Raw genomic sequence first — 21,257 nt, forward strand, 5'->3', positions numbered from 1 at the left:
TGGCTTAAAGCACATTCATACTTTGTATCATTACCTTTGCTTTACATTCAGCACAACAATATAGCGTTTTTATTTTCGCTTCATCGCCCATAAATCTTGGCTTCATTATACTAGCGATTTTTTCAATGGCTTTTTTAGTAGCAAATTCCTTCCCGCATTCAACACAAGCAAAAAGCTCATCTTGAGCTAAAATCATAAAAGAAAAATACTCTTTTTCTAAATCTATACCACTTCTTTGAAGTACTAGCGTATCTTTTTCAGCACAACTTGCTTCGCAATACCCACAGGTAGTACACAAACTCGCATTAAATTTCAAAGAATTATCTTTAGCATCAGCCACCAAAGCTCCTACATTACAAGCTCCAACACAAGAAAGACACAAAGTACAGGTATCGGTATTAATAGTGATTTTTCCATAGCGTATCCACTCTTTACTTGGAATATTGCCTAAATTTTGATCCCCTATAAATTCTCTTAGTCTTATTGCAAAATCTTCTCTTTTTAAAAGCGCAGGATTATAAGAAATAAATTTAAGATCATCAATAAAACAAGCTTGCTCCATAGCTTCTAAAAGTTCTTTTTCATTTTGAGCTACAAAAATTGCATTTTGTTTGTATTTTCTTTGAAAAATTTCATTCATTAAATCTACCACTTCTAAAGCACCTTGTGATAAACCATTGCTATAAAAAACCACACTCGCACCACTTGTTTGAAGCATAGCTAGAAAATGTGCTTGATCTAGATAATTTTCTCCTTTAATCATAAAAGGCATCACATCTTTTTTTAAAGTGATATTTAAATTTTCAATCGACATTTTTTCAGGAATGATTAAGATGATTTTATCTTCATAGAATTTTAAAATTTCATAAAAACTATTGCGTGGCATAGGCGCATAATCAAGCGCGCCACTAGGGCAAATTCCTACACAATCGCCACAACTTAAACAATCTACATGAGAAAATTCTAATTTCTTTTGCTCATCGTCTTTTAAAATAGCCACACTAGGACAGATTTCGGCACATTTTCCACAATGAACACTTCTTCTTTCATGGTATTGACAAATGCTATCATCATAACTAATGTAATTTCTAAATTTATATTTTGGAGAATTAGAGTTTAAAAGTTTTATAAGTGCTTCTTGACTCAAGCTAGAAAAATCATAACAGCCACTTTGCTGATCAAAGCTTTCTTTTTTTGTATCATAGAGAAAAAAATCACAATCAATCTCCACTTGCTCGCCATTTTTCAACGCTATCACACAAAGCTCACCTACACAACCTAAAACACCCAAACACTGCTCATTGCTTAGTTTTAAAACCTTGTATTCTTCTTGTTTTAAACTTTCAATTAACTCGCTTTGCTCCTCATCGCTTACAAGGATTACATTTTTACCCACTTCTTTAGTATATTCTAAATCAAGACCCAAATCATAGACTTTAGATCTAACTTGATATAAAAAATCAATAGTTTTTGATTTTGCTAGCACATCATCTTGAGAATTTTTAAGATAAAAATTAATCTCAGGTGCGTAAACTTCAGGATTTAAAAGCTTTGAATTTCCTATAAAAACTTCTTCTTCACAGGCTTTTTGAACTATGCTAATATTATCACTTAAAGGGATTAAGTCTTCATTTTCTAAAAATACAAAATCTTTCATTACACTCTCTTTTTAATTTTTTGGCTTTAATTATATAAATTTCATTATAAAAAAGTTATAATTTTACTAATTTATTCTTAAGGTTTAAGATGAACAAATTTAGAAATTTTCCACCCATAAACACTTTAATCAACGATGAAAGCTTAGCTGATTACCCTTTATACCTAAGATCTTACTTTGCTAAGCAAGTTGTTTCAAATTGTAAAAAAGAACTCACTAAAAATGAGAATTTAAATTTTAGTTTACAAGATTTACTCACAAAAATCACACAAAATATACAAGATTTTTTAAATACACAAAGTCAAAGCTTAGTCAATGCCACTGGTGTGATCATACACACCAACCTTGGTCGTAGTATCATTGATGAACATATTTTTGAAAAAACTAAGCCAATTATTTGCTCTTACTCTAACTTAGAATTTAACATGCAAACTGGCAAAAGAGGATCAAGATATGATGCGCTAAATGCGAATTTAAAAATTTTGTTTGATTGTGAAGATTGTTTAGTAGTTAACAATAACGCTTCAGCTGTATTTTTAATCTTAAATACTTTAGCAAAAAATAATGAGGTTATCACTTCAAGGAGTGAGCTAGTTGAAATTGGTGGAAATTTTAGAATTCCTGAAGTTATGCTAGCAGCCGGTGTTAGGCTAAAAGAAATAGGCACAACCAATAAAACTCATCTGTATGATTATGAAAATGCCATCAATGAAAATACTAAGATGATTTTAAAAACCCACCGCTCTAACTTTGCTTTTAAAGGTTTTTTTGAAGAAGTAAGTTTAAGTGAAATTCACACTTTAACAAAAAAGAAAAAACTCATTTCATATTATGATTTAGGTGCTGGTTGGTGTGAAAAAATCAACAAACAACTCAGTAAAAATGAGCCAAACGTAAAAGAACTTTTAAAACACTGCGATATCTTAAGTTTTAGCGGTGATAAGCTTTTTGGCTCTACGCAAGCAGGCATTATACTTGGAAAGAAAAAATACATTCAACAGCTAAAGAAAAATCAACTCTTAAGAATGTTAAGAGTTGATAAAATCACACTTGCTTTTTTAAATGAAACCACCAAGGCTTATTTGGAAAAAGAATATGAAAAAATTCCTACTTTAAAACTTTTAAATGATGATTTAAAAACTATAGAAAAAAAGGCGCTTTTTGTCCAAGAAAAGATTCCTGTAAAATGCGAGTTAAAAACTTCTAAAAGTTTAGTAGGCGGTGGATCTATGCCCGATAAAAGCCTAGACACTCTTGTGTTAAGTTTTAATGAGAAGGCTTTGCCTTTGCAAGAAAAATTTAGAAAAAAAGGTATCATTGGTCGTATTGAAAATGGGTGTTTTGTGCTAGATTTTAGAAGTATTTTAGAAAAAGATTTAAGCCGTTTAATCCACGCTATCAAAGAGGTATTTCATGCATAGTATTATCATAGGCACAGCTGGGCATATTGATCATGGCAAAACTTCACTGATTAAAGCTATTAATGGATTTGAAGGAGATGATTTAAAAGAAGAACAAGAAAAAGGCATTACAATTAATTTGAGTTTTTCAAACTTAAAAAGTGAAAATTTAAACATTGCTTTTATCGATGTACCAGGACATGAAAGTTTGATCAAAACCATGATAAGCGGTGCTTTTGGTTTTAGAGTGTGTATGTTTGTCATAGATATCAACGAGGGTTTAAAAGCTCAGAGTATAGAGCATTTAAAGGTCTTAGAATTTTTAGGTGTAAAAGATGTAGTGCTTGTTTTAAGCAAAGTTGATTTATGTAAAGACTTTAAATATAAACAAAAAGAACTTTTAAATGAGATCAGCACTTTTAAAGTCAACATCTTAAAAGTATTTGCAACTAGTATTTATGATGAGCAAAGTATCTTGAGTTTAAAAAACTATCTTCTAAGCCTAAAACCCAAAGAAAATGATGAAAATTTTATTTTTAGATACTACATTGATAGGGTTTTTTCTCTAAAAGGTATAGGTACAGTAGTAACAGGAAGCTTAAATGAGGGAAAAATCCATAAAAACGAAAAAATCTTTTGCCTTGAAACCCAAAAAGATATCATGATAAAAAATATACAAATTCATGAAGAAAATATTTTAGAAGCAAAAGCTTACAACAGAGTTGCTTTGAGTTTAAACTGTGATTATCATGAATTAAAAAAAGGCTATGTGCTTAGCAAAAAAGGTGTTTTTAAAAGCTTTAAAAGCATCGATGGAGTAGTTTTTACCACAGGGATTAAACATGGAAGTATTTTGGAATTTTGTAGTGGGTCAAAAAAACTAAATGCCAAAATAAGCATCATCAAAGAGTTAGAAGATAAAACTTATGTGAGTTTAGATTTTGATAAAAACTTGGCTCTATGTTTTGATGATAAATTTATCCTACTTGAAAATGGACGCATTAAAAGTGGTGGTGTAGTGCTTAATGCAGTAAGCGAGCCTTTAAAAAAAGATATCAAAACCAAATATCTCATGCTTTTAGAACAAAGAGATTTTAAAAGAGTGTTTGAATTTTTAAAACAAACCCACAAACTTGGTTTTGGTTTGCTCTCATGCTACCAACGCTTCAAACTCTCCCATGAACAAGCTTTGAATTTAGCAAAAAGCTTAGATCATGTTTTTGTCGATGAGCAAGCTTTAAATGTATACGATCTTAATGCTATGCAAAACTTGAAAGATTTTATTAATTTTATCTTTTCTAAAAATCCTTACGCATTAATATCACCTCATTCTATTGCCCTAAGACTTTCTTGGGCGAGTGAAAATTTTTGCGCTTATACACTTATGCAAATGCAAGAAAAGCTAGATTTTAAAGATGGGATATGGTTTTTAAAAGGACAAAATTATGAAAGATTGCAAGAAAAAGCCCATTGTGAACTTTATGAAATTTTAAAAAAAGAAGGTATTAAACCTACTGCGCCTTATAATCTTTATGAGTATCTAGAACTTGATAGAAAAAATGGAGATTTCATTTTAAAAAAACTCACCAAAGAAAATAAAGTCATCAGACTTGCACATAATCTTTTCATAGAAAAAAATTCTCTTGAAAACCTTATGCAAGAGTTTTTAAAACTTTTACAAACACATCATCTAGATGTAGCTTTTGTTAAAAACCATTTTCAAATTTCAAGAAAGTATGCCATAGCTTACTTAGAGTATCTTGACAAAAACTACCCTCAAGTAGTAAAAATAGATGAAAAAAGGTTTTTAAGAACCTAAGTGTTAAAGTTTACATTTTATAATGTGTGAAAAATTTAAAATAAAGGAAAAGAATGAAAAAATCTTTAGCTCTTTTAACTCTCGCTAGTTCATTATTTGCTGCGAGTAATGAAGAAATTATTAATTTTTTCAAAAAAAATCCCAACCTATCTAACGCTAACATTAGTGTGTCTAGCAGAGAAAAAGTTCCTGAAACTGATTTTGAAGCAGTTACAGTTAATTTTGAAATCAGTGGAAAAAGCTTTCAAGAAATTGTTTTCACTCAAGCAAACATCATTACAACTGAAGTGATTGATGTAAAAAATGGTCAATTTTATTCTCAAGTTTATCAAGCAAAACTCATGGAAAAACAACAAGCTGAATTTTCAAAAAAAGCTTTAGTAGAACTTAAAAAAGAAAAAATGTTTGTATCTTTAGGTGATAAAAACAAACCTTTGCTTTATGTATTTAGTGACCCTGAATGCCCTTACTGTAGAATGCATTTAGATAAAATCGAAGAAGTATTAAAAACTCACCAAGTAAAATTTATCCTTACTCCAATCCATGATACAAGTGCATTTGAAAAATCTGCATTAATTTACAAAGAAAGTAAAAGTGCAAAAAATGATGCACAAAAAATTGCTATCATGAAAAAATACTATGATAAAAATTTAAAAGACTATAAAAAACCAAGCGAGTCAGAGGTTCAGGCTGTAAGAGATACTTTTGCAAAATACTCTAAACTTGGCCTTCGTGCTGTACCAACCATCATCGATGCTCAAAAATAGTTTTTTCTTGCTTGTGTTTGCATTATTTTTTAATGCATGCACAGGCTCTATGCAATCTTTCGTTCAAACTAGCAATGAAGGTATTTTCTTGCAAGCAAGAAAAAATCAAAGTTTTTCTTTGCACATCAACAATCCTTCAAAATTAAACACAAAGCTAGAAACCAAACTCAAACAAAAGCTACAAAATTTAGGACTGGTTTTCAACAATAATCAAAGCGATTACCAAATTTACGTTAATATAGTGGATTTTAAAAAATTTTCCTATGCACAAAGACTACGCGCATCTAGTGCAAGATTTTTCTTTAACAGCTTTGATAAAATCGATGATGTATTTGAAATGGAAGTGGAAAATTACTATCTAATGCAAGTTAATTTGCAAATCATAAGCCCAAATTCAACCCAAAGTACTTCTCTTTTGGCAAGAACAGCATATCTTGGCAATATAAATAGAGCTAAAGAATCCTTAGAAGAAAAAATCATCAGCCAAATCGCAAGCTTTTTTTATCTGCAGTAACGCCTTGATTGGGTTAACATCGCTTAAAGTATTTTACTACTTGTTTTAGATAAAAATCTTTTAAGTGCCATTTTTTCTTTGGTTTCTATTTTATAATAAATCAGCTTTAAATATGCAATAATTTCTTTTTGAGAAAGCCCTCTACTTTTAGCATAATCTAACAATATATATTGGGGAATAAAAATTTTACTATTTGCAAACTGCTTCATCATTTTTTTATAGATTGAAAAGTTTCTTACGCATGCAAAGCGTGCAAAAACAAAAGGCAAATTGGTTTTTTCATACCACAACTGACATAAGTCAATGTAGTCATTTGGGTTTTGTAAGTAAAGTTTTAAAGCTTTATCACCGATGATAACCTCCCCTTTTTGCTTTAAAACTTTTGCAAGAGCATTTGAAGTTGCAGAACTTGCATCTTCTTTGCTTTGAGAATTTTTTTTCACTAAAACGCTTTCCACCTTTTTGCTTGCGCAAATCCCCACATTTAAGGTTTTGTATTTTTTTCTACGACTTTCAATGCTTGATATAATCGCCGCATCAATACGCCTAAAATACAAATGGCGATTTAGCTTACTAGGAACCCCTTTTTTATACTCTGTAGTTTTCTTAACATAGCTAGGAAAAGCAGTTTTTTTAAGATAGATATGTAAAGGGAGTAAATTAAGAAAATCTATCTTTCCAAAAACCATATACACCTTTCTATGATTAAGTATTATCATACTATAAAAAAATATCTTAAATATAAATTAATTTAATTAAAAACATTATCAATATTAAAATTTATATCAAAATTTAACATTTATTTTTAAAATAAAGAAGATATTTTTACCCTAAAAAGAAAATATACCAAAACTAAAAAAAGATTTTTTGGGAATTTAAAAAAGAAGATTAAGTTTTATTCAAAAAATAATTTTAAATAAAACTTAATATTGAAAAATTATTGTAAACTTGCTAGGTATTTTTGATAATCAAACTCTTTAATCAATGCCACACCATCTTCTACCGCAGCCTTAGCAACTGCAGCACTCACAAGAGCTTTTACTCTCACGTCAAATGGTTTTGGTATCACATAGTCTCTTCCAAAGCTAAGTTCTTCCACCCCGTAAGCTTGCTTAACCTCATCAGTTACTTCAAGTTTAGCTAAATCAGCCAAAGCTTTAGCTGCTGCTATTTTCATATTTTCAGTAATTTTGGTTGCTTTAACGTCCAAAGCACCTCTAAAAATAAAAGGAAATCCTAAAACATTATTAATTTGATTAGGATAATCACTTCTTCCTGTACCCACTATAGCATCATCTCTAACCCTTTTTACATCTTCTGGCATTACTTCAGGCACAGGATTAGCCAAAGCAAAAATAACAGGATCTTTAGCCATGCTTAAAATCATTTCATCATCTAAAATTTTAGGAGCGCTTAAACCTAAAAATACATCAGCGCCTTTTAAAGCTTCTCTTAAAGTATTGTCTTTGGTATCGCTTACAAATTCTAATTTATATTGATTTAAATCATTTCTTTGGGTATTGATCACACCTTTACTATCCACTAAAATGATGTTTTTTACACCTAAACTTCTATACATTCTAGCACTTGCAATACCCGCTGCGCCAGCACCACTTACAACCACTTTAATATCTTCAAATTTCTTACCGCTAATTTCCATAGCATTCATCAATCCTGCAGTAGAAATGATCGCGGTGCCATGTTGATCATCATGCATTACAGGAATTCCAAGATCTTGTAGAGCAGCTTCAATTTCAAAGCATTTTGGTGCTGAAATATCTTCTAAGTTAATCCCTCCAAATGTAGGTGCTACAGCTTTACAAAAAGTAACAATTTCATCCACACTATGCGCATTAATCTCTAAGTCATAAGCATTCACATTCGCAAATTTTTTAAACAAACACGCTTTACCCTCCATAACAGGCTTACTTGCACTAGCTCCTATATTACCAAGCCCCAAAACCGCACTTCCATCACTTATAATAGCAACTAAATTAGCTTTATTGGTGTATTTGTATGCTAAAGTCTCATCTTTTGCTATTTCAATACAAGGCTCAGCAACACCCGGAGAATACGCCAAAGATAAGTCATGGGCGCTATCCATAGGTTTTCTAGTGACAATATCTACTTTGCCGCCCAAGTGGTATTCTAAAGCCTCTTCTTTTAAATTCATTATTTCTCCTTCATGTATTTGAGTAAATTCTCTATCCTAAGCTTAGCTTTTTGCACTCCTAAAAATTCTAATACTTCAAATATACTAGGGCTCACCGAGCTGCCCGTAAGTGCAATACGTATAGCTTGAGCTAGATCTTTTAACTTCAAGTTATTTTCTTCTAAGAATTGATTAGTTAATTCTTCAAATTCACAAGCTTTTTTTTGTGTATTTAAAACCATAGCGTATTTTTCCAAATAAGCTAAATTCGTTGTATTAAGAAATTTATCCACAGCCTTTTGATCATATTCTTTTGGGTCATTTAGTAACACTTTAGCACTTTGAATGATATCATGTAGGGTTTTTGCTCTCTCTCTTAATAGATCTAATAAAAACGGTGCTTTATCAAACTGACTCAAATCAAAACCAAGATCTTTTAGCTGCCTATTAATTTCTTCAAATGGTAAAGTTTTAATATAGTGAGCATTGAGCCATTCTAATTTTTTAAAGTTATAGCAAGATGCGCTTTTGTTGATATGATTTGGATCAAAAAGTTCTTGCATAGTTTCTAAAGAAAAAATTTCATCATCTCCATGGCTCCAACCAAGACGCACTAAAAAATTAAGCAAAGCCTGAGGTAAAATTCCCATATTTTTGTATTCCATTACATCGGTCGCACCATGACGCTTAGAAAGTTTTTTACCATCTTCTCCATGGATCATGGCCACATGATAAAATTGAGGAATTTTAAAACCTAATGCTTCATAAAGCACAATTTGCTTTGGTGTATTTGACAAATGATCATCTCCCCTTATAACATCACTCACACCCATTAACGCATCATCAATTACAACAGTTAAATTATAAATTGGACTACCATCACTTCTCGCGATTACAAAATCATCTAAAATATCTTCAGCCTTAAAACTTACCTCGCCTTTAATACCATCTATAAATTTAATTTCTCCACTTTGTGGCGCTTTAATACGCACCACCGGTTCAATGCCACTTGGTGGAGTGCCTTTAAAATCCCTATATCTTCCATCATATCTTGGGCGTTCTTTAGCTGCTTCTTGCTTAGCTCTTAATTCATCAAGCTCTTCTTTACTCATATAACAATAATATGCCTTACCCTCATCTAGTAGTTTTTGAATATATTGTTTATAAATATCAAATCTTTGAGATTGATACTCGATTATCCCATCATGATTTAGCCCACACCACTCAAATGCTTCTATAATTGCTTGTGTTGCTTCTTGTGAATTTCTTTTTAAATCCGTATCTTCAATACGCAATAAAAACTTACCCTTATTCTTTCTTGCATAAAGATAGTTATATAAAGCTGTTCTAAGTCCACCTATATGTAAATATCCTGTTGGAGAAGGAGCAAAACGTGTTGTGATTTCTTGCATGTTTTTACCTTTTTTAAATTTTTATTGTTATAATGCTATATTTACACTTAAATAAAGGTTTTATATGAAAAAATTTTTATTATCTTGCTGTTTTACAGCAAATATCCTATACGCACAAACCCTAGGTGGTGTAGCAATGGTAGTAGAAAATCAACCCATTACTCTATATGATATTAAACAAACAATGAAACAGCTACAAACTAATGATAAGCAAAAAGCTATTGCTTTTTTAGTAGATGATAAAATCCAGCAAAGCGAAGCACAAAAACTAGGGATCAATGTCAGCACTTTTGAGCTCAATGAAAAACTAGCCCAAATTGCTAAAGGCAATAAAACCGATATTAACGGCTTGCAAGCAAAAATAGAAAAAGATGGTCTTAATTTTGATGTTTTTAAAAATCAAGTAAGAAAAGACATTGAAAGAGAAAAGCTATATAGAAGTATCATGCAAAATGCAAAAATCAATATCGATGATGAGGCGATTAAGCATTTTTACGAAAACAACCTTGATAAATTTAGCACTTTTTCCAACATCGACCTAGTAGTTTACAACTCTACCAATCCTGAACTTTTGCAACAACTTGCGCAAAATCCTATGTATAAAAATGCCCAAATCAAATCAAAAGCCATTAGCTTAAACGCAGCTAACATAGATCCAAGATTACTCGCATTATTAAACAACACCAAAATAGGAGAATTTACACCAGTATTAAACGGAGAAAATGCTTATATTGTATACTTTATAAAAGAAAAATATGGAAAAAATCCTATTGATTTTGATTTGATCAAAGATCAAGTAAGCAACGCATATATTCTTAGCCAAAAAGAACAAGCTTTAAAAAATCATCTAGATAAAATAAGAGCAAATGCTCACATAGAAGAATTAAGATAGGTTAAAACCTATCTTAAATTAATGTCTTGAAAGATAATTTGTATCATAATTATTGTTAATAAAATCCGCATTATCCATCATAGCTAAGTGAAAATCTTTTGTTGTTTTAATTCCACCTACGATAAGTTCGTGTAATGCTATTTTCATTTTTGCGATCGCAGTGTTTCTATCTTCGCCCCAAACTACTAGCTTACCAATCATTGAATCATAATAAGGAGGCACACTATAATCTTGATAGCAGTGGCTTTCCATTCTTACATTGCGACCTGCAGGGGCTACGTATTTTGTGATTTTGCCTGGGCATGGTAAAAAGGTTTTAGAATCTTCAGCAGTGATTCTACACTCTATAGAATGACCCTTAAGTTTGATTTCTTCTTGTTTTGGTAAAGGATATCCTTCAGCTACTTTAATCATTAGCTCAATAATATCCACACCACTTACCATTTCACTCACACAATGCTCAACCTGCAAACGTGTATTCATCTCGATAAAATAAAAATCTAAATTTTTATCTACTAAAAATTCAAAAGTTCCCGCACCTTCATAATCAATCGCTTTAGCAGCTTTAACTGCTGTTTCATGAAGTCTTGCTCTTGTTTTTTCATCAAGTAAAATTGCAGGAGATTCTTCTATAAGTTTTTGGTGGCGTCTTTGCATCGAACAATCTCTCTCACCCAAATGAATCACATTACCAAAGCTATCTCCTATGATTTGCACTTCGATATGACGTGGGTTTTGAATATATTTTTCCATATACATAGTGCCATCACCAAAAGCACTCATGGCTTCGCTTTCTGCTGACCAATACGCTTTTTCTAAGTCTTTTTCATCTTCAACTACACGCATACCGCGGCCACCACCACCTGCTGCTGCTTTTAAGATCACAGGATAACCTATCTCTTTAGCAAGTTTTTTTGCTGCTTCTACCCCACCTAAAGCCCCATCACTTCCTGGGATCACAGGCACACCTGCTCTTTGCATTACTTGCTTTGCTTTACTTTTATCACTCATTAGTGCCATAGCAGCCACTGAAGGTCCTATGAATTTGATATTATGTTTTGCACAAATTTCAACAAAATTTTGATTTTCACTTAAAAATCCATATCCTGGAAAAATCGCATCTGCTTCACTAATCTCTGCTGCACTAATGATAGCAGGGATATTTAAGTAGCTTTCTGAACTTCTAGCATTTCCTATGCAAATACTCGCATCAGCATATTTTAAATACAAAGCGTCTTTGTCTGCAGTAGAATACACACAAATTGCTTTCTTACCCATTTCTTTTACGGTTCTTAAAGCTCTTAAAGCAATTTCTCCACGATTTGCTATTAAAACTTTTTTAATTTCCATTTTATAATTTCTCCACCACAAATAAAGGCATACCAAATTCTACAGGTTGGCCGTCTGCTACTAAAACTTCTACTATCCTACAATCATACTCTGCTTCGATTTCATTCATAATTTTCATTGCTTCAATGATTGCGATCGTGCTTCCTTTTTTAATAGTTTGGCCTACTTTAGCAAAAGGTGCCGCACCTGGGCTTGGAGCTTGATAAAAAGTACCTACCATAGGGCTGTTGATAGTTGGTTTATTGGAAGAATTTGAGTTTGATTTAGTTTCATTTACTACATTTACATTGATTGGTTGTGGTGCTGGAGCAACAGGAGTTGGAGCTGGTAACTCACAACACATATCTCTTTCAAGTTCTATTTCAAATCCATCTTGTTCTTTTATTTTTATCTTGCTTATATTTGCTTCTGCAAAAAGTTGCATTAGTTCTTTGATTTCTTCTTTTGTCATATACTCTCTCCTTAATTTATAAGACTTAATTTATAATTATATATAAAAATACTAAAAATAACTTCAATTATTTATTTTTTACTTTTATTTTAAGATATAATTTAAAAATTCACTTTAATAATAAAGGATAAAAATGGGCTTAAAAGCAGATAATTGGATCAAAAAAATGGCATTAGAACACAATATGATCGAGCCATTTTGCGAAGCAAATATAGGCAAAGGCATAGTAAGTTATGGGCTTTCAAGCTATGGGTATGATATAAGAGTTGGGAGAGAATTTAAGATTTTTACTAATGTAAATTCCACAGTTGTGGATCCAAAAAATTTCGTAGAAGAGAATGTGGTAGATTTTGTAGGCGATGTATGTATAGTGCCTGCTAATTCTTTCGCACTCGCAAGAACAGTTGAATACTTTAAAATGCCAAATGATGTTTTAGCTATTTGCCTTGGTAAAAGTACCTATGCAAGATGTGGGATTATAGTCAATGTAACCCCTTTTGAACCAGGTTTTGAAGGGCATATTACTATAGAAATTTCAAATACCACTCCATTGCCTGCTAAAATTTATGCTAATGAGGGTATAGCACAGGTTTTATTTTTACAAGGCGATGAACCTTGCGATGTAACCTATGCAGATAAAAAAGGCAAATATCAAGCTCAAACAGGCATAACTTTACCAAGAATTTTAAAATAATTCAATTTTTAGACGATATAAAAAGTTATTGAATACTAGGAAATAAAGATGTTTAATGGAAAAAGTATTTTAATCACCGGTGGCACAGGAAGTTTTGGAAAGACTTACACCAAAACTTTGCTTCAAAAATACCAACCTAAAAAAATCATCATCTACTCACGCGATGAACTCAAGCAATTTGAAATGGCAAGAGAATTTAATAATGAGTGCATGCGTTATTTTATAGGAGATATAAGAGATAAAGAAAGACTAAGCATAGCTATGAAAGATGTGGACTTTGTCATTCATGCAGCCGCTATGAAACATGTACCAATTGCTGAGTACAATCCAATGGAATGCATAAAAACCAATATCAATGGTGCACAAAATGTAATCGATGCATGTTTGGAAAACAATGTAGAAAAATGCATCGCACTTTCCACTGATAAAGCTTGTAATCCTATTAATTTATATGGTGCTACAAAGCTTGCAAGCGATAAGCTTTTTGTAGCAGCAAATAATATCGCAGGAAGCTCACATACTAAATTTAGCGTTACAAGATATGGCAATGTCGTAGGATCAAGAGGCTCTGTTATACCTTTTTTTAAAAAACTAATCAATGAAGGCGCTAAAGAACTTCCTATTACCGATGAGAGAATGACAAGATTTTGGATATCTTTAGAAGATGGAGTTAATTTTGTACTAAATAACTTTGAGTGTATGCATGGAGGGGAAATTTTCGTGCCAAAAATTCCTTCGATGAAAATCACTGATTTAGCTAAAACTATGGCGCCTAAGTTAGCCCATAAAATCATAGGTATAAGAGCGGGTGAAAAACTGCATGAGATTATGATTTCAAGTGATGATAGTCACTTAACTTATGAATTTAAAAATTATTATGCCATTAGTCCAAGCATTCAATTTAATAATATAAACATTGACTTTAGCGTTAATGCCAAAGGCGAAAAAGGTAAAAAAGTAGCCGATGGATTTTCTTATAGTTCTGATAATAACCCTTCATGGATTAGCCAAGAAGAACTTTTAAATATTATTGATCAAACAAAGGTAGATTAACATGCTTACTTATTCTCATCAAAACATCGATGATCAAGACATACAAGTAGTTTGTGAAGCTTTAAAAGATGATTTTTTAACCGGTGGAAAAAAGGTTGAAGAATTTGAACAAGCTCTTTGTGAATATGTAGGTGTAAAATATGCCTGTGTGCTAAATTCAGCCACTTCTGCTTTACACCTTGCGTATTTATCTTTAGATGTAAAAGACAAAATCGTTTTAACCACCCCAATAACCTTTGCTGCAACTGCAAATGCAGCTTTAATGGCAGGTGCTAGAGTAGAGTTTGTTGATGTAAAAAGCGATGGGAATATTGATGAGAAAAAACTTGCTGCAAGATTAAAACAAGATAGCTCTGATATAGGAGCAATTTGCGTGGTTGATTTTGCAGGAAATAGCGTAGAAATGGATGAAATCTTAACTCTAGCTAAACAATACCATATCCCACTCATTGATGATGCAAGCCATGCTTTAGGTGCTACTTATAAAGATCAAAAAGTAGGCTCTATGGCTGATTTAAGCATATTTTCCTTTCATCCAGTCAAGCCAATCACTACTTTTGAAGGCGGTGCAGTCGTTAGCAATGATGAGGAATTAATCTCAAAAATCAAGCTTTTAAGAAGTCATGGCATAGTCAAAAAAAGACTTTGGGATAGCGATATGCTTGAACTAGGCTATAATTATCGTTTAAGCGATGTAGCTTGTGCCTTGGGTATAAATCAACTTAAAAAGCTTGATAATATGCTAGAAAAAAGAGAAGTTATCACAAGTTTTTACGATAAAGAATTTGAAAAAAATCCTTATTTTAGTACGATCAAAATCAAAGATTATAAAAAAAGCTCAAGACATTTATATCCTATTTTGCTTTATCCTGAGTTTTACTGTCAAAAAGAAATCATTTTTGAAAAATTATTAAATTTAGGCATAGGTGTGCAAGTGCATTACAAACCTACCTATGAGTTTAGTTACTATAAAAACTTATATGGAAAGTTGTTTTTAGAAAATGCAGATAATTTTTACAAAGCCCAACTTAGCATACCTGCCCATCAAGAAATGAGCTTAAAAGATGCGCAATTTGTTAAAGATAGTTTGCTTAAGGTTTTAGAAGAAACTAAAAAGGGTTGTTGTGGATAAAAATATGCATGAGCTAGCTTGTGAGCTTTTTCCTATATGTAGAAGTATCACGGGTGAGGGTTTTAGACAAAGTTTAAAAATACTTGATGAAGCTATGGGGGGGGGTATATTAAAAATTCACTCCATAGCAAGCGGAAGTAAGGTATTTGACTGGGAAGTACCTGCTGAATGGGAGATAAACGATGCTTATATCATCACTCCAGATGGAGAGAAAATTTGTGATTTTAAGCAAAATAATCTTCATGTATTAAACTATAGCATAGGTATAGATACAGAACTTGATCTAACAAGCCTGCAAGAACATCTTTACTCTATAGAGGATATGCCTGATGCCATACCTTATGTGACAAGCTATTATAAAAGGCGCTGGGGCTTTTGTATCAAACATGAAGATAGAATTAAACTAAAAGAAGGAAAATATAAAATTTTCATCGATGCAAAACACCATGAAAATGGGGTTTTAAACTATGCTGATTTACTCATACCTAGCACACAAGAGACAAAAGATGAAATTTTAATTTCTACCTATCTTTGCCATCCTTCCATGGCAAATAATGAGCTAAGTGGTCCTGTGGTAGCTACGTTTTTAGCTAAATGGCTTTTAGAACTCAAAGAAAGAAAATATAACTACCGTTTTGTTTTTGCTCCTGAAACTATAGGAAGTATAGTTTATCTTAGTAAACATTTAGAGCATCTACAAAAGTATACCAAAGCAGGCTTTGCACTTTCATGTATGGGTGATGATAATGCCCACTCACTCATTCACACTCCAAGTGAGACTACACTAGCTGATAAAGTAGCTTTGCACACCTTAAAAGATAAAAATAATTTTAAAGAATTTAGTTTTTTATATAGAGGAGGAAATGAAAGACAATACTGTTCTCCTTTAATAAATTTACCTGTAGTTGGAATTTGTAGAACACGTTTTAGTGACTACAAAGAATATCACACTAGCAAAGATGATTTAAATTTTATCAGTGAAGAGGGATTGCAAGGTGGCTTAAAAGCTATGCAAGAAATCATCATGAATTTAGAAGTGAATGCGATTTATCAAAATACTATCTTTTGCGAACCCAATTTAGGTAAAAGAGGCTTATACCATACTATCAATACTTCTTCAACCAATGATATACCAATATCATGTAATTTTTTAGCCTATTGCGATGGTAAAAATGATGTCTTAGATATAGCTTCCAAGCTTAATATGCAAGCTTATGAATTAAAAGATTTAATCAAAAAATTAAAATTTCACGGACTAATCAAATGAAATACTTTTTAGAACACAATGATAAAAAATACTCCAACATCGATCTAATAGAAGCTTTTAAAAAACTTGGCATTAAAAAAGGCGATATTTTATGTGCTCATACAGAACTTTTTAATTTTGGTACACCCCTACTTTCTAGAAATGATTTTTTACAAACCATTTTGGATTGTTTTTTTGAAGCTATAGGCAAAGAAGGTACTTTAATCATGCCTACCTTTACTTATAGTTTTTGTAAAAATGAAATATACGATAAGCTAAATTCTCCTACAAAAATGGGCGCTTTAAATGAATACTTCCGTAAACAAACAGGAGTTAAACGCACTAACGATCCTATATTTTCTTTTGCTGTAAAAGGGGCTAAAGAAGAACTATTTTTAAAAGATACCACAAGTTGTTTTGGGAAAAATTGTGTATATGAAATTTTAACACAACAAGATGGAAAATATATGCTTTTTGGAAGTACTACAGGACATACTCTAACCCACTATATAGAAGAAGAGTATCAAGTAGATTATAGATATTTTAAAAATTTTTACGGAAAATTAATCGATGAGAAAAATAAAATACATGATAAAAAAATACAATTTTATGTTAGACATTTAGATAAAAATTCTTTGCCAAATGTCGATAATATAAACCGTATTACAAAAAAAACAAAAAATTTTAAATACGAGAATTTTGGTGGTGCAGTTATATGCTTGTTTAATTCAAAAGAATACAAAGAAGCAATAAAAAAAGCTCTAGATGATGATAAAAATATTTTTATATTGCAGGACTAACTATGGAAAATCAATTTTATGAAATTTTAGAAAATATACTAGAAGTAAAAGTTGATGAAAATTCGAATTTAAATATGCAAAATTGCAAAAATTGGACTTCTTTAAATCACATTGATATAATCATGAGCTTAGAAGAAGAATTTGAAATCAAATTTGGCAAAGATGAATTAAGTCAACTAAAATCACAAAATGAACTTTTGCAAGCTATTAAGGAGAAATTATGCTAGAAAATACAAAAAAATTATTTAAACTTATAGAAGAAAAAAACCCACTACATAAAAAATGTTTAGATGGATTGCAACTTTGCAAAGAAGAGTATGAAGATTTAGAAAAACTTATTGTTTACTACAAAGATACACTAAATATTACTTTAGAAGAGCAAGCTCAAAGCTATATTGTTGTATTAAATGATACTTTAGAAGAAACTAGATATTTTATAGAATTTGGAAAGTACAGATATAGTACCCTAGCAGAAGTAGAAAATATGGTATATTTTAACGAAAATTATATGAAGCAATACATGGTAGGTCTTGCCATATCCTCTTTTATATGGAATGCACATATTGAAGTTAGAAGATACTTTGCTAAGTATATCGATGAAAAACAAATTCAAAAAAACACCTATCTTGAAATAGGTCCAGGACATGGTGAGTTTTTTGTTAAAGCCCTAAGAAGTCAAAAATTCAAAGAGTACTTTGGTATTGATATATCGCCTATAAGTTGTCAAATGAGCAAAGATATGGTAGAAAATCAGTTTGGTCAAATAAATACTAAATGTGAATTTATATGTAAAGACTTTACCAAATGTGAGTTTAACAACAAGGCTGATTTAGTAGTAATGGGAGAGGTTTTAGAGCATGTTGAACAGCCTTTACAATTTATGAAAGATGTAAAAGCTTTGTTAAGTGATAACGGAGAAATCTTTGCTACTATACCTATCAATGCTCCTGCAATTGATCATATTTATTTATTTTCTCACCCTGATGAAGTTAAAGAGTTACTCAATAAAGCAGGGTTAAAAATCAAAAAATGTGAATATTTTATGGCAAATAATTATTCTTTAGAAAAAGCATTAAAAACAAAAAATGCCATAGTAATGGCAGTAGTTTTGGTGAAAGAATGAATCTTTTTTCACCAAATTTAAAAAGAAATGATCTTATAAAACTTAGCAAAGAAAATCATCATAAAAAAATTACCATCAATGTTTTTAGAAATCATTCTTTTGAAGTAATTTCAAGTATACTAAATGCATTTTTAGGCTTTAGTGAATTAAAAGCCGAATTTAACATTAGCTCCTATGATGATAGTCTAAATTATGAAAACTTTCAAAAAGCAAATTTAAACATCATATTTATAGACTTAAATAACTATAAGAAAAATGTAGATGATTTTATCAAAGAAAAGATACAAGAACTATCAAGTATTAGCAACACTCCCATCATCACACTTTTGCTTGGAGATACTAGTTTAAAAGAATACGACATTTGCAATCTTCTAAAACCATTTTTAGATGAAAGTCTCATCATAGATGATAGTAATTTTGAAATCAACGCAAGTAGACTTAGCAACAAAGCTTGTATAAAATTGGCTCAAATTTTAGGACTAAAAATCATACCTAGCTTTTTGCAACCAACATTAAAAGCGGTCATTGTAGATCTTGATAACACCTTATATCAAGGAATTTTAGGTGAAGATGGTATTGAAAATCTTGCACTATCTAGCAACCACAAAGCCCTTCAAAATGAACTTTTAAATTTAAAAAATCAAGGATTTTTGCTTGCCATCGCTTCAAAAAATGAAGAAGAGGATGTAAGAAAGCTTTTTAATCAAAGAAAAGATTTTTTATTACAACTTGATGATTTTAGCATGATTAAAGCCAATTGGAAAAGCAAGGATGAAAATATTAAAGAAATTATAAATTTTTTCAACATAGCTTTTGATAGTGTGCTATTCATCGATGATAATATAGCTGAAATTGAAAACGTATCACATCTTTGCATTAACACCTTGCTAGCTGATGAAAATAGTGCTTATAGCTTAAAGCTCTACCCTAGACTTTTAAAAACAAACTTTAGCAAAGAAGATGAGTTAAGAAGTGCTGATATTAAAGCAAATTTACAAAGACAAGTGCTTAGCGACCTTAGTCCTAAAGAATATTTTGAAAAATTACAATTTTGTTTGAAATTTCACATCAACCACTCGAATGAACTTGAAAGAATTTCGCAACTACTTAATAAAACCAACCAATTTATATCAAATTACTCAAGATTAAGCTTAAAAGAGTGTGAAGAATTTATGCAAAAAGGCGCCATTTTAACCATAAGCATGAATGATAAATTAAGCGATAGCGGTATTATAGCAATTTTTGTAGCTTACAAAGATGAAGCAAATTTGATCATAAAAGATCTTTGCATAAGCTGCAGAGCCTTAGGAAGAAAACTTGAAAAAGTTATGCTATATAAGGCCATAGAGCTATTTCATCTGCATTTTAACACAAACAAATGTATTTTGTATTTTCAAAAAGGAGAAAGAAATAAACCTTTTTTAGATTTTCTATACAATCTAAATGCTAATATAAAAGAAAATTTTGCCCTAATCAACCATGAGATAATAAACTACGAAGGACTTACAATTGAAAGCTAGTTTTAATAATGCTAAAATATCAGGGATAAGCGTTTGTGTGCCTAATCAATGCATCAACATAGATGATTGTCTAGAAAATATCTTTCAAGGCGACAATAAAATGCTAAAAAGAATGAAAAAAATTACAGGCATACAAGAAAGATTTGTCGCCGATGAAAATATTAGCACAACAGATTTAGCCTATGAAGCAAGCATGAATTTATTTAAAATGCTTGATTTTGATAAAAATAATCTTGATATGGTGATTTTTGTAACCCAAACACCTGATTTTTTTATGCCATCTTGTGCAAACTATCTTCACAAAAGATTAAATTTAAATCCTTGTACCATAGCTTTTGATATAAATCAAGCATGTTCGGGGTATTTATATGGCTTATTTGTAGCTTTTTCTTTTTTAGAAAATCAAAGTGCAAAAAATATTTTATTAATTTGTGGTGATACTTTAAGCAAAACCATAAACCCTTTAAATGCAAATTTAGCACCAATTTTTGGCGATGGGGTAAGCGCAACACTCATAAACTGTGCAAATGAAAAATCTTTCTTTAAACTTTACTCTAGCGGAAAGGGTTTTGATAAACTCATCATACCCAATAGAGCTTTTGCTAAATTTGATGAAAACAAAAGCTCCAATAAAGAAATATTCCAAACCAACGAATACAGAAACTTAGATGAACTTTACATGGATGGGGCTGAAATTTTCAACCAAGCGCTTCATCTTGAAAGTCAATGTATAAAAGAAATGCTTCAATTGTGTGAAAAAAGCAAAGACGAAATTGACTACTTCTTATTGCACCAGTCTAACCAATTTTTAATAGACTCTATTATTAATGACTTAAACCTTGATAGTATGAAAACACCGAATTTTTTAATGTCAAAATATGCTAATTTAAGCGCATGCTCTTTGCCCGCTTTACTTTGCGAAATGCAAAAAAATGATTTTAATGCGATTTTGAGTGCTTTTGGGGCTGGCTATGCCTGGGGGAGTGCTTATATCAATTTTGATAAAGATTTTAAAACTGATACAATTTCAATTTATAAAGGAGATAAAAATGACTAAAGAACAATTGTTAGAAGCTATTAGTGAGGCTATGCATATGGATGAAACACTAAAAGAAGATATGATCTTAGATGATATCGATGAATGGGATAGCTTAGCTTTTGTATCTATCATGGTGCTTTTCAAAAATTCACTTGGCAAACAAATCAACGGAGATGATCTTAAAAAATGTGAGAAAGTAAGCGATCTTTTAGCTTTAGCTGGTGTTTAAACAAAAT

The 21,257-nt window shown here is 31.1% G+C and carries 21 protein-coding genes; 15 read left to right on the plus strand and 6 right to left on the minus strand.

The genetic code is table 11. The annotated features are described in order from the left end of the window. Positions 1-4: 4 nt before the first annotated feature. A complete protein-coding gene (locus A0083_RS06710) occupies positions 5-1,657 on the minus strand; it encodes a 4Fe-4S dicluster domain-containing protein (RefSeq protein WP_197552970.1) in 1,653 nt (550 codons plus the stop codon). 89 nt (positions 1,658-1,746) lie between these two features. Between A0083_RS06710 and selA the strand changes: the two genes are divergently transcribed. The 4 genes from selA to A0083_RS06730 are packed head-to-tail and all read left to right on the plus strand — an operon-like array spanning position 1,747 to position 6,157. Next, positions 1,747-3,078 (plus strand): L-seryl-tRNA(Sec) selenium transferase, encoded by a 1,332-nt coding sequence (gene selA / locus A0083_RS06715; protein WP_197552972.1) that lies wholly within the window; start codon positions 1,747-1,749, stop codon positions 3,076-3,078. Then, positions 3,071-4,876: a selenocysteine-specific translation elongation factor gene (gene selB / locus A0083_RS06720; RefSeq protein ID WP_197552974.1), complete on the plus strand. Its 1,806-nt coding sequence runs from the start codon at positions 3,071-3,073 to the stop codon at positions 4,874-4,876. Before selA ends, selB begins: the two co-directional genes overlap by 8 nt. Before the next feature lie 53 nt (positions 4,877-4,929). After that, positions 4,930-5,643, plus strand: coding sequence for a thioredoxin fold domain-containing protein (locus tag A0083_RS06725; protein ID WP_197552976.1), 714 nt, complete (start codon positions 4,930-4,932; stop codon positions 5,641-5,643). Continuing rightward, positions 5,630-6,157 (plus strand): hypothetical protein, encoded by a 528-nt coding sequence (locus tag A0083_RS06730; protein ID WP_197552978.1) that lies wholly within the window; start codon positions 5,630-5,632, stop codon positions 6,155-6,157. Before A0083_RS06725 ends, A0083_RS06730 begins: the two co-directional genes overlap by 14 nt. A gap of 23 nt (positions 6,158-6,180) precedes the next feature. Here A0083_RS06730 and A0083_RS06735 read toward each other — a convergent pair whose 3' ends face one another. The 3 genes from A0083_RS06735 to gltX all read right to left on the minus strand — a co-directional run bounded on the left by A0083_RS06735 (position 6,181) and on the right by gltX (position 9,721). Continuing rightward, positions 6,181-6,846, minus strand: coding sequence for an MqnA/MqnD/SBP family protein (locus A0083_RS06735; RefSeq protein WP_120759979.1), 666 nt, complete (start codon positions 6,844-6,846; stop codon positions 6,181-6,183). 248 nt (positions 6,847-7,094) lie between these two features. Further along, positions 7,095-8,330 carry a malic enzyme-like NAD(P)-binding protein gene (locus A0083_RS06740; protein ID WP_120759981.1) on the minus strand — a complete coding sequence of 412 codons (1,236 nt, stop codon included), beginning with the start codon at positions 8,328-8,330 and terminating at the stop codon, positions 7,095-7,097. Further along, entirely contained in the window at positions 8,330-9,721 is a 1,392-nt protein-coding gene (gene gltX, locus A0083_RS06745) for a glutamate--tRNA ligase (RefSeq protein WP_197552980.1), read from the minus strand. The genes A0083_RS06740 and gltX overlap by 1 nt, the downstream gene beginning before the upstream one ends. Before the next feature lie 64 nt (positions 9,722-9,785). Here gltX and A0083_RS06750 point away from each other — a divergent pair, with 64 nt between their 5' ends. After that, positions 9,786-10,613, plus strand: a complete 828-nt coding sequence (locus A0083_RS06750) for a peptidyl-prolyl cis-trans isomerase (RefSeq protein WP_120759984.1) — start codon at positions 9,786-9,788, stop codon at positions 10,611-10,613. 18 nt (positions 10,614-10,631) lie between these two features. On the opposite strand, the gene A0083_RS06755 is transcribed toward A0083_RS06750, so the two are convergent. Next, on the minus strand, positions 10,632-11,963 hold the full coding sequence (locus A0083_RS06755; protein ID WP_120759986.1) for an acetyl-CoA carboxylase biotin carboxylase subunit: 1,332 nt from the start codon (positions 11,961-11,963) through the stop codon (positions 10,632-10,634). 1 nt (position 11,964) lies between these two features. After that, entirely contained in the window at positions 11,965-12,414 is a 450-nt protein-coding gene (gene accB, locus A0083_RS06760; RefSeq protein ID WP_120759988.1) for an acetyl-CoA carboxylase biotin carboxyl carrier protein, read from the minus strand. 133 nt (positions 12,415-12,547) lie between these two features. On the opposite strand from accB, the gene dcd reads away from it, so the two are divergent. Genes dcd through A0083_RS06810 form a run of 10 tightly spaced genes read left to right on the plus strand, consistent with a single transcriptional unit; the run spans position 12,548 to position 21,250 of the window. Continuing rightward, positions 12,548-13,108 carry a dCTP deaminase gene (gene dcd / locus A0083_RS06765; protein ID WP_012661997.1) on the plus strand — a complete coding sequence of 187 codons (561 nt, stop codon included), beginning with the start codon at positions 12,548-12,550 and terminating at the stop codon, positions 13,106-13,108. 48 nt (positions 13,109-13,156) lie between these two features. Further along, entirely contained in the window at positions 13,157-14,161 is a 1,005-nt protein-coding gene (gene pseB, locus A0083_RS06770) for a UDP-N-acetylglucosamine 4,6-dehydratase (inverting) (protein ID WP_120759990.1), read from the plus strand. A gap of 1 nt (position 14,162) precedes the next feature. Beyond that, the gene (gene pseC / locus A0083_RS06775; RefSeq protein ID WP_197552982.1) at positions 14,163-15,293 is read left to right on the plus strand and encodes a UDP-4-amino-4,6-dideoxy-N-acetyl-beta-L-altrosamine transaminase; all 1,131 of its coding nucleotides are present in this window, start codon (positions 14,163-14,165) and stop codon (positions 15,291-15,293) included. 4 nt (positions 15,294-15,297) lie between these two features. Continuing rightward, on the plus strand, positions 15,298-16,560 hold the full coding sequence (locus tag A0083_RS06780) for a DUF4910 domain-containing protein (protein ID WP_197554653.1): 1,263 nt from the start codon (positions 15,298-15,300) through the stop codon (positions 16,558-16,560). Beyond that, the gene (locus A0083_RS06785) at positions 16,557-17,339 is read left to right on the plus strand and encodes an AAC(3) family N-acetyltransferase (protein WP_197552984.1); all 783 of its coding nucleotides are present in this window, start codon (positions 16,557-16,559) and stop codon (positions 17,337-17,339) included. Before A0083_RS06780 ends, A0083_RS06785 begins: the two co-directional genes overlap by 4 nt. Before the next feature lie 2 nt (positions 17,340-17,341). Beyond that, positions 17,342-17,566 carry an acyl carrier protein gene (locus tag A0083_RS06790; RefSeq protein ID WP_197552986.1) on the plus strand — a complete coding sequence of 75 codons (225 nt, stop codon included), beginning with the start codon at positions 17,342-17,344 and terminating at the stop codon, positions 17,564-17,566. Then, entirely contained in the window at positions 17,560-18,462 is a 903-nt protein-coding gene (locus A0083_RS06795; protein WP_197552988.1) for a class I SAM-dependent methyltransferase, read from the plus strand. Before A0083_RS06790 ends, A0083_RS06795 begins: the two co-directional genes overlap by 7 nt. Further along, entirely contained in the window at positions 18,459-19,982 is a 1,524-nt protein-coding gene (locus A0083_RS06800) for an HAD-IIIC family phosphatase (protein ID WP_197552990.1), read from the plus strand. Before A0083_RS06795 ends, A0083_RS06800 begins: the two co-directional genes overlap by 4 nt. Beyond that, the gene (locus tag A0083_RS06805; protein ID WP_197552992.1) at positions 19,972-21,039 is read left to right on the plus strand and encodes a beta-ketoacyl-ACP synthase III; all 1,068 of its coding nucleotides are present in this window, start codon (positions 19,972-19,974) and stop codon (positions 21,037-21,039) included. The genes A0083_RS06800 and A0083_RS06805 overlap by 11 nt, the downstream gene beginning before the upstream one ends. Continuing rightward, complete coding sequence (locus tag A0083_RS06810; protein WP_197552994.1) at positions 21,032-21,250, plus strand: acyl carrier protein; 219 nt, start codon at positions 21,032-21,034, stop codon at positions 21,248-21,250. Before A0083_RS06805 ends, A0083_RS06810 begins: the two co-directional genes overlap by 8 nt. Positions 21,251-21,257 lie beyond the last annotated feature (7 nt).

The organism is Campylobacter sp. 2014D-0216 (assembly GCF_014931215.1).
Taxonomy (GTDB): Bacteria; Campylobacterota; Campylobacteria; order Campylobacterales; family Campylobacteraceae; genus Campylobacter_D.

What these genes read in the sequence shown, in the direction of transcription:
- dcd (WP_012661997.1), top strand. Translation starts at nt 12,548, where the DNA reads ATGGGCTTAAAAGCAGATAATTGGATCAAAAAAATGGCATTAGAACAC.
- pseB (WP_120759990.1), top strand. Translation starts at nt 13,157, where the DNA reads ATGTTTAATGGAAAAAGTATTTTAATCACCGGTGGCACAGGAAGTTTT.
- A0083_RS06735 (WP_120759979.1), bottom strand. Translation starts at nt 6,846, where the DNA reads ATGGTTTTTGGAAAGATAGATTTTCTTAATTTACTCCCTTTACATATC.
- A0083_RS06710 (WP_197552970.1), bottom strand. Translation starts at nt 1,657, where the DNA reads ATGAAAGATTTTGTATTTTTAGAAAATGAAGACTTAATCCCTTTAAGT.
- A0083_RS06740 (WP_120759981.1), bottom strand. Translation starts at nt 8,330, where the DNA reads ATGAATTTAAAAGAAGAGGCTTTAGAATACCACTTGGGCGGCAAAGTA.
- A0083_RS06795 (WP_197552988.1), top strand. Translation starts at nt 17,560, where the DNA reads ATGCTAGAAAATACAAAAAAATTATTTAAACTTATAGAAGAAAAAAAC.
- A0083_RS06790 (WP_197552986.1), top strand. Translation starts at nt 17,342, where the DNA reads ATGGAAAATCAATTTTATGAAATTTTAGAAAATATACTAGAAGTAAAA.
- A0083_RS06755 (WP_120759986.1), bottom strand. Translation starts at nt 11,963, where the DNA reads ATGGAAATTAAAAAAGTTTTAATAGCAAATCGTGGAGAAATTGCTTTA.
- A0083_RS06800 (WP_197552990.1), top strand. Translation starts at nt 18,459, where the DNA reads ATGAATCTTTTTTCACCAAATTTAAAAAGAAATGATCTTATAAAACTT.
- A0083_RS06725 (WP_197552976.1), top strand. Translation starts at nt 4,930, where the DNA reads ATGAAAAAATCTTTAGCTCTTTTAACTCTCGCTAGTTCATTATTTGCT.
- accB (WP_120759988.1), bottom strand. Translation starts at nt 12,414, where the DNA reads ATGACAAAAGAAGAAATCAAAGAACTAATGCAACTTTTTGCAGAAGCA.
- selB (WP_197552974.1), top strand. Translation starts at nt 3,071, where the DNA reads ATGCATAGTATTATCATAGGCACAGCTGGGCATATTGATCATGGCAAA.
- A0083_RS06780 (WP_197554653.1), top strand. Translation starts at nt 15,298, where the DNA reads ATGCATGAGCTAGCTTGTGAGCTTTTTCCTATATGTAGAAGTATCACG.
- A0083_RS06730 (WP_197552978.1), top strand. Translation starts at nt 5,630, where the DNA reads ATGCTCAAAAATAGTTTTTTCTTGCTTGTGTTTGCATTATTTTTTAAT.
- pseC (WP_197552982.1), top strand. Translation starts at nt 14,163, where the DNA reads ATGCTTACTTATTCTCATCAAAACATCGATGATCAAGACATACAAGTA.
- A0083_RS06750 (WP_120759984.1), top strand. Translation starts at nt 9,786, where the DNA reads ATGAAAAAATTTTTATTATCTTGCTGTTTTACAGCAAATATCCTATAC.
- A0083_RS06810 (WP_197552994.1), top strand. Translation starts at nt 21,032, where the DNA reads ATGACTAAAGAACAATTGTTAGAAGCTATTAGTGAGGCTATGCATATG.
- selA (WP_197552972.1), top strand. Translation starts at nt 1,747, where the DNA reads ATGAACAAATTTAGAAATTTTCCACCCATAAACACTTTAATCAACGAT.
- A0083_RS06785 (WP_197552984.1), top strand. Translation starts at nt 16,557, where the DNA reads ATGAAATACTTTTTAGAACACAATGATAAAAAATACTCCAACATCGAT.
- gltX (WP_197552980.1), bottom strand. Translation starts at nt 9,721, where the DNA reads ATGCAAGAAATCACAACACGTTTTGCTCCTTCTCCAACAGGATATTTA.